This is a genomic window from Burkholderia sp. Bp8991, assembly GCF_003853795.1.
Lineage (GTDB): Bacteria > Pseudomonadota > Gammaproteobacteria > Burkholderiales > Burkholderiaceae > Burkholderia.
This window is the reverse complement of the sequence record NZ_QTQJ01000006.1, coordinates 12,731-28,093: the sequence shown is the minus strand read 5'-3', so window position 1 is coordinate 28,093 and position 15,363 is coordinate 12,731. Positions and strand designations below refer to the sequence as shown.

Genomic DNA, 15,363 nt, shown 5'->3' with positions numbered 1-15,363 from the left:
GAATGGGCGCCGTTTCGGCCGGTCGGCCCGCACGGCCGGCTGCCGCGGCCTGCCGGCGGTTCGCCGCGGCGGCGCCTGCCCCGACGGGCCGGCCCGCCGCGCCCGGCCGTCCCTTTACCGATACGTTGAAAGAAGAGTTTTCCGCATGCAGATCCTGCTCGCCGCACTTGTTGCCTACCTGATCGGTTCGGTGTCGTTTGCCGTCGTCGTCAGCGCCGCGATGGGCCTGGCCGATCCCCGTTCGTACGGGTCGAAGAATCCCGGCGCGACCAACGTGCTGCGCAGCGGCAACAAGAAGGCCGCGATCCTGACGCTCGTCGGCGACGCGTTCAAGGGCTGGTTCGCCGTCTGGCTCGCGCGGCACTTCGGGTTGTCCGACGTCGCCGTCGCGTGGGTCGCGATCGCCGTGTTCCTCGGCCACCTCTATCCGGTGTTCTTCCGCTTCCAGGGCGGCAAGGGCGTCGCGACAGCGGCCGGCGTGCTGCTCGCCGTGCACCCGGTGCTCGGCCTCGCGACCGCGCTGACCTGGCTGATCGTCGCGTTCTTCTTCCGTTACTCGTCGCTCGCGGCGCTGGTGGCGGCCGTGTTCGCACCGGTGTTCGACGTGTTCCTGTTCGGCACCGGCCACAACCCGGTCGCGTGGGCCGTGCTCGCGATGAGCGTGCTGCTCGTGTGGCGTCACCGCGGCAATATCTCGAAGCTGCTGGCGGGGCAGGAAAGCCGGATCGGCGACAAGAAGAAGGCGGCATCCGACGGCGGCGCGCAGGACGGCGGGAAGGCCTGATGAAGGGGATTGCCGCCGCCCGCCGGGGCGCCCCGCATGCGGGGCCCGGCGGCGCGGCGTGACTGTTCGACGGCGTGGTCGACGGCGCGCTTGACGGCGCGGCCGACCGCGTCGATCAGTCGCGGAAGTTGTTGAAGTCGAGCGGGGTGTCGGTCACGTCCTTGCGCAGCATCGCGATCACGCTCTGCAGGTCGTCGCGCTTCGTGCCGGCCACGCGCACCGCGTCGCCCTGGATGCTCGCCTGCACCTTGATCTTGCTGTCTTTCACGAGCCTGACGATCTTCTTCGCGAGGTCGCCCGTCACGCCCTTCTTCACGGTGACGACCTGCTTGACCTTGTCGCCGCCGATCTTCTCGACCTTGCCGTAGTCGAGGAAGCGCACGTCGACGTTGCGCTTCGCGAGCTTGTTGATCAGCACGTCCTTGACCTGGCCGAGCTTGAAATCGTCGTCGGCGAATAGCGTCAGCTCGCGCTCCTTCTGCTCGACGCGCGCGTCGGAGCCCTTGAAGTCGAAGCGCGTCGAGATTTCCTTGTTCGACTGCTCGATGGCGTTCTTCACTTCGATCATGTTCGCTTCGGAAACGACGTCGAACGATGGCATGGCATTCTCCCTTGAGATGCGGGCGCCCGGCTCGCGCGCGGGCACTCGCTATAATTGCGGACTGTTTGCCATTTTACCGATGCCCCTCCGTTTGCCCAAGGCCGGCCGCATGGCCGCCCGGCGGACGTGACCGCGAATGCCGATGCCTCCTGACGATTCCGCCCTGTCGCTGCTCCCCGACCATCCGCTCGCCGCGCACAACACGTTCGGCATTGCCGCGAAGGCGCGCTTTGCCGCGCGCGTCACGCATGCGGCGCAGTTCGAGGCGCTGCACCGCGACCCGCGCGTCGCATCGCTGCCGCAGCTCGTGCTCGGCGGCGGCAGCAACGTCGTGTTCACGCGCGATTTCGACGGCGTCGTGCTGCTCGACGAGATCGCCGGCCGTCGCGTCGTGCGCGAGGACGACGACGCATGGTACGTCGAGGCCGGCGGCGGCGAGACCTGGCACGCGTTCGTCGCGTGGACGCTCGAGCACGGGATGCCGGGCCTCGAGAACCTTGCACTGATTCCGGGCACCGTCGGCGCCGCGCCGATCCAGAACATAGGCGCATACGGCCTCGAGATGAAGACCTATTTCGACTCGCTGGTCGCCGTCGAGCTCGCGACGGGGCGCAGCGAGCGCTTCGACGCCGCGCGCTGCGGGTTCGGCTATCGCGACAGCTTCTTCAAGCGGGAAGGGCGCGGCCGCTTCGCGATCGTCGCCGTGACGTTCCGGCTGCCCAAGCGCTGGACGCCGCGGCTCGGCTACGCGGACGTCACGCGCGAGCTCGACGCACGCGGCATCGCGCCGGACGCCGCGACCCCGCGCGACGTGTTCGACGCCGTTGTCGCGATTCGCCGCGCGAAGCTGCCCGATCCGCTCGTGCTCGGCAACGCGGGCAGTTTCTTCAAGAATCCGGTGATCGACGTCGCGCAGTTCGACGCGCTGCGCGCGCGCGCACCCGAAGTCGTGTCGTATCCGCAGCCGGACGGGCAGGTGAAGCTCGCGGCCGGCTGGCTGATCGACCGCTGCGGCTGGAAAGGGCGCGCGCTCGGCGCGGCGGCCGTGCACGACCGGCAGGCGCTCGTGCTGGTCAATCGCGGCGGCGCGACGGGCGCCGACGTGCTCGCGCTGGCGCGCGCGATCCAGGACGACGTGCGCGAGCGCTTCGGCGTCGAGCTCGAACCCGAGCCCGTGTGCCTGTAACGCGGTGTTGCGCCGCGCGGTTCATTCGCGTTCGTCCGACCCAACAAAAAAGCGCCGATCGTCGTCGATCGGCGCTTTTTTCCGCATGCCGCGCGGATGGCGGCATGCGCGCGGCATGCGCACGTAATGCGCGCGGCGGTCAGTGCTTGAGGCGGCCGAGCAGCAGGAACTCCATCAGCGCCTTTTGCACGTGCAGGCGGTTTTCCGCCTCGTCCCACACGACGCTCTGCGGGCCGTCGATCACGCCGGCCGTCACTTCCTCGCCGCGGTGCGCGGGCAGGCAGTGCATGAAGAGCGCGTCGGGATTCGCGTGCCCCATCATTTCCTCGTCGACGCACCAGTCGGCAAACGCCTGCTTGCGCGCTTCGTTCTCGGCTTCGAAGCCCATGCTCGTCCACACGTCGGTCGTCACGAGATCGGCGCCCTTGCACGCTTCGTTCGGATCGTCGAACACCTCGTAGAACGGCGCGCTGTCCGGCGCCACCAGCTTCATGTCGAGCGCATAGCCCGGCGGCGTCGACAGGCGCAGCTTGAAGCCGAGGATCTGCGCGGCTTCGATCCACGTGTACAGCATGTTGTTCGCATCGCCGACCCACGCGACCGTCTTGCCGGCGATCGGGCCGCGGTGCTCGTAGTACGTGAAGATGTCGGCGAGCACCTGGCACGGGTGGTATTCGTTGGTCAGGCCGTTGATCACCGGCACGCGGGAGTTTTCCGCGAAGCGCGTGATCACGTCCTGCTCGAACGTGCGGATCATGATGATGTCGACCATCCGCGAGATGACCTGCGCGGAATCCTCGACCGGCTCGCCGCGGCCGAGCTGCGTGTCGCGCGTGCTCATGAAGACCGCGTGGCCGCCGAGCTGGAAGATGCCGGCTTCGAACGACAGGCGCGTGCGCGTCGAGCTCTTCTCGAAGATCATCGCGAGCGTGCGGTCGTGCAGCGGGTGATAGGTCTCGTAGTTCTTGAACTTGCGCTTCAGGATACCCGTGCGTTCGAGCACGTACTCGTAGTCTTCCAGCGAGAAATCCTTGAACTGCAGGTAGTGACGAATGGTTTTGGCGGTCATGAAACGAAATACGGCGGGTCTGAACCGGCCGCGCGGCCGGACGGCGCCGCCGTCGGGTGTGGATAACTCAAAGCAGCATAAAGGATTTTCTGTGCTTTGACGAGCCGCGACGAAAACCGGGTTGGGATCGTGGCGCACGCTGGAAGGCGCCGGAAGAGGGGCGGCGAGACGACGCGCGATGCCGCGCTGCGGTATAATTCAAAAGTTTTCTCCAGCCCGGCAGGCAAGCCTCTTCGCGCTCTGCCGGACACAAGCCATGCGCTGCACAAATCCGGTGCGGCGCGTCGGCGGCACGCCTCGACAGCCTGTTTTTTTCGGGACTTCGGAGCGCGAGTGCCGCTGTCCGCTCGAGCTTTGTGTTCGCGTATCCGGGCGCTGTCGCCTGGACATCGCCGGGCCGTCACTTGGGTAACCACATGGCTGAAACCCCTCCGACCGAATTCTTCATCCAGGGCATTACGAAAGACGGGAAAAAATTTCGCCCGAGCGACTGGTCGGAGCGTCTGGCCGGCGTGATGGCCTGCTTCGGGCCCGGTGCGAGCGGGCCGAACGCGCGCCTGAAATATTCGCTGTACGTGCGCCCGACGATGCTCGGCGACCTCAAATGCGTGATCCTCGATTCCCGGCTGCGCGACGTCGAGCCGATGGCGTTCGATTTCGTGCTGAATTTCGCGAAGGACAACAACCTCGTCGTCACCGAGGCGTGCGAGCTGCCGGACTACCACGAGAAGAAGTGAGTTCGACGGGCGAGGGCGCGTGCCGCGCCCCTGCCTGGCGGTCGCCCGGCGCGATGCGCGGGCGACGCACAGCAAAAAAGCCCGCCTAGGCGGGCTTTTTTGCGATCGCAGGAAACAGGAGCGCCCGCCGAAGCGGGCACACCGGATTTACGCTGCTGCCTGCAGACCCTTGACGGCTGCGGCGAGGCGGCTCTTGCTGCGAGCGGCCTTGTTCTTGTGAACGATCTTTTTGTCGGCGATCGTGTCGATCGTCTTCACGGCAGCCTTGAACAGCTCGGCAGCCTTTGCCTGGTCGCCGGCTTCAACAGCCTTGCGAACCGACTTGATCGCGGTACGGAATTTCGAGCGCAGCGCCGAGTTGTGCGAATTTGCCTTCGCGGCTTGGCGGGCGCGCTTGCGTGCTTGTGCGGAGTTAGCCATGACGGTTCCTTATCCTGTCCTGTTTCCAGAGCTTGGAGCCTGACGGCCAAGCGCTGCTTTTCGATCCGTCCCCTGAGAGCGATTGCCCAGGGGCGCATAAAAAACGGTGATTTTAACCGAGGCCGAGACATGAAAACGACAGGCGCCGTGCATGTAACAGGCTCAGAAACCGGCGATTATAGCAACAAAATCAAGCGCGTGGCAAGGTCAACGTGACGTCGGCCGGACGGGGGCGCCGGCGACGCGCGCCCTTTTCGCCATCCGTCCGTGCCGGGCCACGCAACGTCCGTATAATAAGCGCCCCATGAATCTATTCCGAGCCCTGCTGACGGTCAGCGGCTTCACGCTGCTGTCGCGCGTGACCGGACTGGCCCGCGAGACGCTGATCGCCCGTGCGTTCGGCGCCAGTCAATACACCGACGCGTTCTACGTCGCTTTCCGCATTCCGAACCTGCTGCGCCGCCTGTCTGCCGAAGGCGCGTTCTCGCAGGCGTTCGTGCCGATCCTGGCCGAGTTCAAGAACCAGCAGGGGCACGATGCGACCAAGGCGCTCGTCGACGCGATGTCGACCGTGCTCGCGTGGGCGCTCGCCGTGTTGTCGGTCGTCGGGATCGCCGGCGCGTCGTGGGTCGTGTTCGCGGTCGCGTCCGGCCTGCATACCGACGGGCAGGCGTTCCCGCTCGCGGTCACGATGACGCGGATCATGTTCCCGTACATCGTGTTCATCTCGCTGACGACGCTCGCGTCAGGCGTGCTCAATACCTACAAGAGCTTCTCGCTGCCGGCGTTCGCGCCGGTGCTGCTCAACGTCGCGTTCATCGCCGCGGCCGTGTTCGTCGCGCCGCACCTGAAGGTGCCGGTCTACGCGCTCGCGTGGGCCGTCATCGTGGGCGGCGTGCTGCAGTTCATCGTGCAGCTGCCGGGGCTGAAGAAGATCGACATGGTGCCGCTGATCGGCCTCAACCCGGTGCGCGCGCTGCGTCATCCCGGCGTGAAGCGGGTGCTCGCCAAGATGGTGCCCGCGACGTTCGCGGTGTCGGTCGCGCAGCTGTCGCTGATCATCAACACCAACATCGCGTCGCGGCTCGGGCAGGGCGCGGTCTCGTGGATCAACTACGCCGACCGCCTGATGGAGTTCCCGACCGCGCTGCTCGGCGTCGCGCTCGGCACGATCCTGTTGCCGAGCCTGTCGAAGGCGCACGTCGACGCCGATTCGCATGAATATTCGGCGCTGCTCGACTGGGGGCTGCGCGTCACGTTCCTGCTCGCGGCGCCGAGCGCGCTCGCGCTGTTCTTCTTCGCGACGCCGCTCACCGCGACGCTGTTCAACTACGGCAAGTTCGACGCGCATACGGTCACGATGGTCGCGCGCGCGCTCGCGACCTACGGGATCGGTCTCGTCGGCATCATCCTGATCAAGATCCTCGCGCCGGGCTTCTACGCGAAGCAGGACATCAAGACGCCGGTGAAGATCGCGATCGGCGTGCTGATCGTCACGCAGATCTCGAACTACGTGTTCGTGCCGCTGATCGGCCATGCGGGCCTCACGCTGAGCATCGGCGTCGGTGCCTGCCTGAACTCGCTGCTGCTGTTCCTCGGGCTGCGCAAGCGCGGCATCTACCAGCCGTCGCCCGGCTGGCTGCGCTTCTTCGTGCAGCTGATCGGCGCGGCGCTCGTGCTCGCCGGCCTGATGCACTGGTGCGCGATCAACTTCGACTGGGCCGGCATGCGTGCGCAGCCGCTCGATCGCATTGCACTGATGGCCGCGTGCCTCGTGCTGTTCGCTGCACTATATTTCGGTATGTTGTGGGTGATGGGCTTCAAATACGCTTACTTCAGAAGGCGCGCCAAGTGACGACCGCAATGACCCGCGTCCTCGACTACTTCAGCACGCTCGTGGCGGACGACGACAGTCTGCCCGTCACGGAAACCGCGCTGTCGCTTGCGCAGGACGCGTATCCCGACCTCGACCTGCAGGGTACGCTGGCCGAAATCGACATCCTGGCCGCGCGGCTGAGCCGCCGGCTCGGCGACGATGCGGACCTGAAGGACCGCGTCGCCGCGCTCAACGCGTTCTTCTTCCGCGAACTCGGCTTCGCATGCAATCACAACGATTACTACGACCCCGATAACAGCCACCTGAACGCGGTGCTGAAGCGGCGGCGCGGGATTCCGATCTCGCTGTCGGTGTTGTACCTGGAGCTCGCCGAGCAGATCGGCGTGCCGGCGCGCGGCGTGTCGTTCCCCGGCCACTTCCTGCTGCGCGTGACGCTGCCGGACGGCGACCTGATCATCGATCCGACCAACGGCCATTCGCTGTCCGAGGCCGAGATGGTCGAGATGCTCGAGCCCTACGTCGCGCGTGCGGCGGGCGCGGTCGACAGCGCGTTGCGCGCGCTGCTGCAGCCGGCCACCAGCCGCGAGATCATCGCGCGGATGCTGCGCAACCTGAAGACGATCTATCTGCAGACTGAACGCTGGCAGCGGCTGCTCGCGGTGCAGCAGCGGCTCGTGATCCTGCTGCCGGAACAGCTCGACGAAGTGCGCGACCGCGGCTTCGCGTATGCGCGGCTCGACTACCTGCGCCCCGCGCTCGAGGATCTCGAGCAGTATCTCGGCGAGCGGCCCGATGCGGAGGACGCGACCGTCGTCGAGTCGCAGGTGACCGAGTTGCGGCAGCGGATGCAGCGCGACGGCGAGGACTGAGCCGTCGCAGTCTCACCGGCGCCCCGAACGTCGACACGCCCGCATCGCGGGCGTTTTTTTTGCAGCTGCTTGCTTGCACTTACTTCGGCTGCATCCGGATCGCACCGTCGAGGCGGATCACTTCGCCGTTGAGCATCGGATTCTCGACGATCTGGCGCACCAGCATCGCGTATTCGTCCGGTTTGCCGAGCCGCGGCGGGAACGGCACCATCGCGCCGAGCGCGTCCTGCACGTCCTTCGGCATGCCGAGCAGCATCGGCGTCTCGAACAGCCCGGGCGCGATCGTCATCACGCGGATGCCGTGGCGCGACAGGTCGCGCGCGATCGGCAGCGTCATGCCAGCGACACCGGCCTTCGACGCCGCATACGCGGCCTGGCCGATCTGCCCGTCGTAGGCGGCGACCGACGCGGTGCTGACGATCACGCCGCGTTCGCCGCCGGCGTTCGGCGCGGTCGCGGCCATCGCGGCGGCCGCGAGCCGGATCATGTTGAAGGTGCCGACCAAGTTGACGTTGATCGTCTTCGCGAACACGTCGAGCGGATGCGCGCCGTCCTTGCCGACGGTTTTCGCGGCGGGCGCGATGCCCGCGCAATTCACGAGGCCGCGCAGCGTGCCCGCGCGCGTCGCGGCGTCGACGGCCGCCTGCGCATCGACCTCGCTCGATACGTCGCAGCGCACGAATACGCCGCCGAGTTCGCCCGCGAGCGCCGCGCCGGCTGCTTCGTTGAGGTCGGCGAGCACGACCTTGCCGCCGGCCTGAGCGAGCATGCGGGCCGTTCCGGCGCCGAGGCCCGATGCGCCGCCCGTGATCAGAAAGACGTTGTCGCGAATCTCCATCACTGTCTCCTTGGTTGGGTCCGATGCCGGTCGATCGGAGGCACGGCCGCCGCGCCGGTTCGTGCGGCGCACGTATTCGATCGATTGTACGGGGCGCCGCCGGATGCCGGCGAGACCGGCGCGGTCGTGCGAGGTCGTGCGAGGTCGGACGAAACGGATGGCGCAGGCGAAAAAAAGGTTCATCGAAGATTGCCGGCGAACACGTGGAAGACCGTCGGCGCTCGGCGGTCTCCAGCCGTTGGCCAGTTCAGCCGTCAACCGAAGCTGATGCTGAAGCCGCGTGTACCAGCGTCACTGCCTGTTCGCGCGCAGCCTCCCTGCCCGCGTGATCGATTTCGGGTCCAAACAGCGTTTTCTCGACGACGATCGATTCGATGTCGGTGATACCGATGAAGCGCAGCCACGCCTCAAGAAACGGCCGCTGATAGTCGAACGACTCGGCGGGCGTGCTCGATTGCCTTGAATAGTCGAGGCCTCTCGCATAGATCACGACGGCTTTCTTGCCGTTCAGCAATCCCGCCAACCCACGCTCGTCGAATGAGAAGAGGAGGCCGCGGTGGGACACGGCGTCGATGAAATGCTTGAGTTTGTACGGGATGGAAAAATTCCACAGCGGCACGGAGAACAGCAGCGTATCCGCGTCGTGCATCCGCTGCGCCAGCTGGCGGAAATCCGCCCACGCTTGCTGCTGGCCTTCGCTGAGCGGCGTGCCGCTCAAGTCCGCGTATTTGGCACCGAGCGCATCGCCGTCGAGTTCCGGCAATTGCGTCGCCCACAGATCGAGCACGTCGACCCGATGCACCGGATGCGCGTCGCGCCAGGCTTCCAGATACGCGTGCGCAACGTCGAGTGATGCGGACCGCGACTTGCGCGGGGACGATTCGATATGAAGCAAGGTCGACATGGAACGACTCCTGACGGGTTGACGGCCCTCATCAGAACATAGTTCGATTCGAAATATAAACGAAGTATCATCACGCTACTCAGTAGAATTCGCACTGTATTGCGGGACATCTCATGTTCGATACCGTTTTGCTGCGCTCCTTCGTGGCCGTCGTCCAGGAAGGCGGGTTCACGCATGCCGCGGCCCGTCTGAATCTGACGCAGTCCGCGGTCAGCGCGCATCTGCGCCGCCTGGAAAAACAGGTCGGCCGTGACCTGCTCGTGCGCACCACGCGCTCGGTCGCGCTCACGGTGGACGGCGAGCTGCTGCTGGGTTACGCGCGCGCCATCCTCGCGCTCAATCAGGACGCGCGGGCGCAACTGCTGCGCGAACCGAGCGCGGGCACGATCCGCGTGGGTCTGTCGGAAGACCTCGCCAACGTCAGGCTGATGCATGTGATGAAGGCGTTTGCCGGGCGGTACCCGCGCATCGCATTCAGCATCAGAGTGGGTATCCCGGGCGATCTGCTCCAGGCGCTGGATCACGGTGAACTGGATGTGGTGATGGGCGGGCGCTGCCACGGCGGGCCCGCCGGACGCGTGCTCTGGCGCGAGCCGCTCGTGTGGGCCGGTGCGGATTGGGCGTCGCTCACGCCCGGCGCACCGGTGCCGATTGCGCTGCTGCCGGAACCCTGCCCGTATCGCGAGGCCTCGCTGGCAGCACTGGCCCGAGCGGGCGTGGATTACCGGATCGTGCTCGTGTGCCCGAGCGGCGCCGGCCTGTGCGCCGCCGCGCACGCGGGCCTTGCGGTGACGCCGATCGTGCACACACAACTTGCGCACGGCTTGCGTGCGATTCCGCCGGATGCCGGCCTGCCGGCCCTGCCCGATGTCGAGTTCACGATGTTCGCGGCGCCGGGCGCGTCGGCCAGGGTTGTCGATGAACTGGGCAACGCAATCGTGCTGGCATTCGCGCACAACGCGTGACCACGTTCATCGCGGCGACAGCGTTGGGATTTGCGCGGCCAGAGGCACATGCATCGTCGCCGGTTCACGCAATTCCACGATGAACCAAAAAAAAGCCGCCCCGAAAGGGCGGCTTGCGGTGCACGACGCGGTGCTTACTTCAGTGCGTCGAACGCACGCTCGCGGATTTCGTCCACGCTGCCGAGGCCCGAGATCTTGCGATACTGCGGGGCCTTCAGGCCGTTTTCCTCGCCGCGCTGCGCCCAGTCGCCGTAGTACGTGATCAGCGGCTTGGTCTGCGCTTCGTACACTTCGAGACGCTTCAGGACGGTTTCTTCCTTGTCGTCGTCGCGCTGGATCAGCGGTTCGCCCGTCACGTCGTCCTTGCCCTCGACCTTCGGCGGGTTGAACTTCACGTGGTACGTGCGGCCCGATGCCGGGTGCGTGCGGCGGCCGCTCATGCGCTCGACGATCTCCGAGAACGGGACGTCGATTTCGAGCACGTAGTCGATCGCGACGCCGGCTTCCTTCATCGCGTCAGCCTGCGCGATCGTGCGCGGGAAGCCGTCGAACAGGTAGCCGTTCGCGCAGTCGGCTTCCTTCAGGCGCTCCTTCACGAGGCCGATGATCAGCGCGTCCGGCACGAGCTTGCCGGCGTCCATGTAGCCCTTCGCCTCGACGCCGAGCGGCGAGCCGGCCTTGACGGCCGCGCGCAGCATGTCGCCCGTCGAGATTTGCGGGATGCCGAACTTTTCCTTGATGAAGTTTGCCTGGGTACCCTTGCCCGCGCCGGGCGCACCCAACAGGATCAAACGCATGGTGATATCTCCGGTATGTAGATTCGTGTGGCGAGACGCAAAAGCGTCGGCGACAGCGTGCGCGGGGCTTGCCTTGCGCGCGGCGGACCGGTCTGATGCGGCGCGTCGGCGAAAGGCGACGCGCGGCTGCCGGGACGGGCCGTGGCAGGGTCAAGCTAGGACGCGCGGGTCGCGGACGGCTCGCACAATCGCCTGATTATGCCACGGGTTATTTTGAACCCGGCCGAAAAAGGGCCTGCACGCGTGCGAGATCGGCCGGCGTATCGATGCCGGCTTCGGGTGCATGCTCGGTGATCAGCACCGCGATGCGCTCGCCGTGCCACATCGCGCGCAGCTGTTCGAGCTGCTCGGCCTGCTCGATCGGCGCCTGCGCGAGCGACGGATAGGTGCGCAGGAAACGCGCGCGATAGGCGTAGAGTCCGATGTGGCGATAGACCGGAAAGGCCGGTGCGGGCATGGCCGCGACGTCGGGCCAGTGCGGCTGGTACGCATCGCGGCTCCACGGAATCGGCGCGCGCGAGAAGTACATCGCGACGTTGCGCGCGTCGAGCGCGACCTTCACGATGTTCGGATTGAACACGTCGGCCGCGTCGTGGATCGGGTGCGCGGCGGTCGCGATCGCGCAGTCCGGGTGCGCGGCGAGGTGCGACGCTACGTCGCGGACGAGCGCCGGGTCGATCAGCGGCTCGTCGCCCTGCACGTTGACGACGACGGTGTCGTCGCTCCACCCGAACGTCGCGGCGACTTCCGCGAGCCGGTCGGTGCCGGACGGATGGTCGGCACGCGTCAGCACCGCTTCGAAACCGTGCTCGCGGGCCGCGTCGAGCACGCTCTGCGCGTCGGACGCGACGAGCACCTGCTGCGCGCCCGCTTCGCGCGCGCGCTCGGCGACGCGCACGACCATCGGCTTGCCGCCGAGATCGGCGAGCGGCTTGTTCGGCAGGCGCGTCGACGCGAGCCGGGCAGGAATGACGGCGATGAAGGGCTGCGGATGAGTCATCGGGGCTGAGCGGTGAGAAGAGCGGGGCGGGCGGCGCGTCGAAGGCGGGCCGCCCGGCAGGGCCGGCACGCGGCCGCGAAGAAGCGCGGCCGGGCGCCGGTGCAGCGGTGCGGCGTTTAGCTGCCGGCCGGGCCGGCGGGGTCGACCGGCGTGCCTTCGACGGTCTGGCGCGCTTCGTCGACGAGCATCACGGGGATGCCGTCGCGGATCGGGTAGGCGAGCTTGTCCGCGTTGCAGATCAGCTCCTGCGCGGCGCGGTCATAGTGGAGCGGGCCTTTGCAGATAGGGCACACAAGGATTTCAAGCAGGCGAGCGTCCACGGAGTTTCTCCACAACGAGGGCAATGAGGCGAGGATCGAGCGCGGCTTCGACGGGGACGACCCACAGCCGAGCGTCGCGCCAGGAAGCGCCCAATTTTACTGCATCCTTCTCGGTGATCAGGATCGCATCGACCGCGTCGTCGACGAACGGATTGTCGGCGAACGCGTAATGGTCGGGCAGCGCGCGCGTCGCCGGCGCGAGGCCGGCCGCACGCAGCGTCGCGAAGAAGCGTTCCGGCGCGCCGATGCCGGCCGCGGCGAGCACGCGCTCGTGCGCGAACTGCGACAGCGGGCGGCGCAGCGCCGGCTGGTCGAGGTGCCACGCGGCGCCCGGCGTGAGCGCGAGCGCATAGGTGTCGGGCCACGGCGGCAGCGCGCCGCTGTATGGATCGTTGACGAGCGTTGCGTCGCGGTGGCGCGACAGCGGCTCGCGCAGCGGCCCGGCCGGCAGCAGGAAGCCGTTGCCGCCTAGCCGGTGGTCGAACACGACGAGCTCGACCGTGCGCGCGAGGCGGTAGTGCTGGAGGCCGTCGTCGCTGACGATCACGTCGACGTCCGGGTGCGCGGCGCGCAGCGCCTGCGCGGCCGCGACGCGGTCCGGGCACACCCATACGGGCGCGCCGGTGCGGCGCGCGATCAGCAGCGGTTCGTCGCCGGCCGCGCTCGCGCGCGACGCGGGCGTGACCGCGGTGGGCGCCTTCACGTTCGCGCCGTAGCCGCGCGACACGACGCCCGGCGTGAAGCCGGCAGCGCGCAGCGCGTCGACGAGCGCGATCACGGTCGGCGTCTTGCCGGTGCCGCCGACGGTCACGTTGCCGACCACGACGACGGGCACGCCGACGTCGACCGGTTGTTTCCAGCCCTGCGCGTAGGCCGTGCGGCGCAGCGCCGCGCACAGGCCGAACACGCACGCGAACGGCGTGAGCGCCCATGCGAGGGCGCCGCGTCGCTGCCATTCGCGCGTGAGGCGCGCTTCGAGCCGCGCGAGCGGGCCGCCGGGCGCGCTCATCGGGCCGGGCGCGGCGCGTCTTGCGCCGCGGCGTGGGACGGATTCGTCAAGACGGATTCTCCGTGGGGCGGCGCATGCCGCAAGGGGTTCGGAAGGCGGCACTCTAGCGCGCCGCACGCGGGCGCGGCAAGCGCGGCCGTGCGACGCACCCGATGGGGCCGGAACGGAACGGGCTGTGGATAACTCTGTGAAAAACTCCCGGCCTGTCCGCGCGAAACGCCCGCCGGGCGGACATCGAATCGGCGGCAAATCAAACTGCAAGGTTTAAAAAACTATAAAAATCAATGCGTTGTGGGGAATCGTCTGGGTTTTTCCGCGGTTTTGAAGCGTTTTTGATGGACGATTGCCAGAGTGTGGACACCTTTCAAATGGTGCAGCGCGGGCGGCCGGCGCTGGACGCCGCGCGCGTGTCGGACTATCGTGTCGCCGCCAGCATTCATCCGACCGCCCATGCTTTCCGACTCTCCTTTTTCCGCTCCCGGCGCGACCCGCGGCGGCGACGAAGTGATTCCCGTTTCGGCGCTCAATCGCGCGATTTCGACGATGCTCGAGCGCTCGTTTCCGCTACTGTGGATTTCGGGCGAAGTGTCGAATTTCACGCGCGCCGCGAGCGGCCACTGGTATTTCTCGATCAAGGACCAGCAGGCGCAGATGCGCTGCGTGATGTTCCGCGGTCGCGCGCAGTACGCGGAATTCACGCCGCGCGAAGGCGACCGGATCGAGGTGCGAGCGGTCGTCACGATGTACGAGCCGCGCGGCGAAGTGCAGCTCAACGTCGAGGCCGTGCGGCGTACCGGCCAGGGGCGCCTGTACGAGGCGTTCCTGCGGCTGAAGGCGCAGCTCGAGGCCGAAGGCCTGTTCGCGCCCGAGCGCAAGCGGCCGCTGCCGGCGCACCCGCGCGCGATCGGCATCGTCACGTCGCTGCAGGCCGCCGCGCTGCGCGACGTGCTGACCACGCTCGCGCGCCGCGCGCCGCACATCCCGGTGATCGTCTATCCGGCGCCCGTGCAGGGCGCGGGCTCGGCCGAGAAGCTCGTCGCGGCCGTGCAGGCGGCGAACGCGCGGCGCGAGGTCGACGTGCTGCTGGTCTGTCGCGGCGGCGGGTCGATCGAGGATCTGTGGTCGTTCAACGACGAAGCGCTCGCGCGTGCGATCGCGGCGAGCGAACTGCCGGTCGTCAGCGGCGTCGGCCACGAAACCGATTTCACGATCGCGGACTTCGCGGCCGACCTGCGCGCGCCGACGCCGACCGGCGCGGCCGAGCTCGCGAGTCCGCAGCGCGCGTTGCTGTTGCGCGAGGTGGCCGACCGGCAGCGCGCGCTTGCGCGCTGCCTGGAACGCGGGCTCGAGCAGCGCGCGCAGCAGCTCGACTGGCTCGCGCGCCGGCTCGTCAGCCCGGCCGAGCGGCTGCAGCGGCAGCGCACCCACGTCGAGCAACTGGCGGTGCGGCTCGCCTCGGCCGCGTCGCGGCCGGTGCGCGACGCGCGTGCGCGTTTCGCGCTCGCGCAATTGCGCTGGCAGCGCGCGCGGCCCGACCCGGCGCAGGCGCGTCAGGCACTCGCCGGGCTGTCGCAACGTCTCGCGGTGGCGCTGCAGCGCCGTCACGAGCGCGATACCGCGCGCGTGACGGCCTGCGCGGCGCGGCTCGAGGTGCTGAGCCCGCAGCGCACGCTCGAGCGCGGCTACGCGGCGCTGATCGACACGCAGACCGGCCGCGCGGTGCGCGCGCCGAATGCGCTGAAACCGCAGCGCCGCCTGACCGTGCATCTCGCCGAAGGCTCGGCCGACGTATCGCTCGCCGACGTGCAGCCGCGGCTGACCGATACGATCTGACGGCGGCGGCGTAAGCGGAACGAAGGTCGCGCGTCCTGCGCTCCGGATGGTCCGGCGCCCGGCGCGGGAACGGATGCTGCGCATCCGTCTTCTGGTCCTGCCGGATGAAGCGGGAACGCCGATTTTCTGCATACCGCGGATAAATGCCCGTGAGTTTGCGGGGATATTCGGACTCGCCTACAATCGGACGCTCG

16 protein-coding genes are annotated in these 15,363 nt (G+C 67.8%); 7 read left to right on the top strand and 9 right to left on the bottom strand.

Going from position 1 to position 15,363, the window contains the following annotated elements; translation table 11 throughout:
- The first annotated feature begins 145 nt into the window (after positions 1-145).
- Positions 146-784 (top strand): glycerol-3-phosphate 1-O-acyltransferase PlsY, encoded by a 639-nt coding sequence (plsY, locus tag DIE02_RS08665; protein ID WP_044848567.1) that lies wholly within the window; start codon positions 146-148, stop codon positions 782-784.
- 115 nt (positions 785-899) lie between these two features.
- On the opposite strand, the gene DIE02_RS08660 is transcribed toward plsY, so the two are convergent.
- Positions 900-1,385, bottom strand: a complete 486-nt coding sequence (locus tag DIE02_RS08660) for a YajQ family cyclic di-GMP-binding protein (RefSeq protein WP_014896235.1) — start codon at positions 1,383-1,385, stop codon at positions 900-902.
- A gap of 136 nt (positions 1,386-1,521) precedes the next feature.
- Between DIE02_RS08660 and murB the strand changes: the two genes are divergently transcribed.
- Positions 1,522-2,571 carry a UDP-N-acetylmuramate dehydrogenase gene (gene murB / locus DIE02_RS08655; RefSeq protein ID WP_124486967.1) on the top strand — a complete coding sequence of 350 codons (1,050 nt, stop codon included), beginning with the start codon at positions 1,522-1,524 and terminating at the stop codon, positions 2,569-2,571.
- 139 nt (positions 2,572-2,710) lie between these two features.
- Here murB and argF read toward each other — a convergent pair whose 3' ends face one another.
- Positions 2,711-3,640 (bottom strand): ornithine carbamoyltransferase, encoded by a 930-nt coding sequence (gene argF / locus DIE02_RS08650; protein WP_124486968.1) that lies wholly within the window; start codon positions 3,638-3,640, stop codon positions 2,711-2,713.
- 416 nt (positions 3,641-4,056) lie between these two features.
- Between argF and DIE02_RS08640 the strand changes: the two genes are divergently transcribed.
- Positions 4,057-4,377, top strand: coding sequence for a DUF3579 domain-containing protein (locus DIE02_RS08640; protein ID WP_044848570.1), 321 nt, complete (start codon positions 4,057-4,059; stop codon positions 4,375-4,377).
- A gap of 147 nt (positions 4,378-4,524) precedes the next feature.
- On the opposite strand, the gene rpsT is transcribed toward DIE02_RS08640, so the two are convergent.
- Positions 4,525-4,797 (bottom strand): 30S ribosomal protein S20, encoded by a 273-nt coding sequence (gene rpsT, locus DIE02_RS08635; RefSeq protein ID WP_006482211.1) that lies wholly within the window; start codon positions 4,795-4,797, stop codon positions 4,525-4,527.
- Positions 4,798-5,101: 304 nt separating this feature from the next.
- On the opposite strand from rpsT, the gene murJ reads away from it, so the two are divergent.
- Positions 5,102-6,652, top strand: a complete 1,551-nt coding sequence (murJ, locus tag DIE02_RS08630) for a murein biosynthesis integral membrane protein MurJ (RefSeq protein WP_044848571.1) — start codon at positions 5,102-5,104, stop codon at positions 6,650-6,652.
- 8 nt (positions 6,653-6,660) lie between these two features.
- Positions 6,661-7,503 (top strand): SirB1 family protein, encoded by an 843-nt coding sequence (locus DIE02_RS08625; protein WP_124486969.1) that lies wholly within the window; start codon positions 6,661-6,663, stop codon positions 7,501-7,503.
- Between the two features lie 79 nt (positions 7,504-7,582).
- Here DIE02_RS08625 and DIE02_RS08620 read toward each other — a convergent pair whose 3' ends face one another.
- Both DIE02_RS08620 and DIE02_RS08615 read right to left on the bottom strand, forming a co-directional pair.
- Entirely contained in the window at positions 7,583-8,341 is a 759-nt protein-coding gene (locus DIE02_RS08620; RefSeq protein WP_124486970.1) for an SDR family NAD(P)-dependent oxidoreductase, read from the bottom strand.
- Positions 8,342-8,588: 247 nt separating this feature from the next.
- Positions 8,589-9,245: an FMN-dependent NADH-azoreductase gene (locus DIE02_RS08615; protein WP_124486971.1), complete on the bottom strand. Its 657-nt coding sequence runs from the start codon at positions 9,243-9,245 to the stop codon at positions 8,589-8,591.
- A gap of 113 nt (positions 9,246-9,358) precedes the next feature.
- On the opposite strand from DIE02_RS08615, the gene DIE02_RS08610 reads away from it, so the two are divergent.
- Complete coding sequence (locus tag DIE02_RS08610) at positions 9,359-10,210, top strand: LysR substrate-binding domain-containing protein (RefSeq protein ID WP_124486972.1); 852 nt, start codon at positions 9,359-9,361, stop codon at positions 10,208-10,210.
- A 134-nt stretch (positions 10,211-10,344) separates the two neighbouring features.
- Here DIE02_RS08610 and adk read toward each other — a convergent pair whose 3' ends face one another.
- The 4 genes from adk to lpxK form a co-directional block, all read right to left on the bottom strand.
- Positions 10,345-11,007, bottom strand: a complete 663-nt coding sequence (adk, locus tag DIE02_RS08605) for an adenylate kinase (RefSeq protein ID WP_044848575.1) — start codon at positions 11,005-11,007, stop codon at positions 10,345-10,347.
- Between the two features lie 208 nt (positions 11,008-11,215).
- Positions 11,216-12,007, bottom strand: a complete 792-nt coding sequence (gene kdsB / locus DIE02_RS08600) for a 3-deoxy-manno-octulosonate cytidylyltransferase (protein ID WP_044848576.1) — start codon at positions 12,005-12,007, stop codon at positions 11,216-11,218.
- 116 nt (positions 12,008-12,123) lie between these two features.
- Entirely contained in the window at positions 12,124-12,327 is a 204-nt protein-coding gene (locus DIE02_RS08595) for a Trm112 family protein (protein WP_006750935.1), read from the bottom strand.
- Positions 12,308-13,336: a tetraacyldisaccharide 4'-kinase gene (gene lpxK, locus DIE02_RS08590; RefSeq protein ID WP_124486973.1), complete on the bottom strand. Its 1,029-nt coding sequence runs from the start codon at positions 13,334-13,336 to the stop codon at positions 12,308-12,310. Before lpxK ends, DIE02_RS08595 begins: the two co-directional genes overlap by 20 nt.
- 450 nt (positions 13,337-13,786) lie before the next feature.
- On the opposite strand from lpxK, the gene xseA reads away from it, so the two are divergent.
- Entirely contained in the window at positions 13,787-15,169 is a 1,383-nt protein-coding gene (gene xseA / locus DIE02_RS08585; RefSeq protein ID WP_124486974.1) for an exodeoxyribonuclease VII large subunit, read from the top strand.
- Positions 15,170-15,363 lie beyond the last annotated feature (194 nt).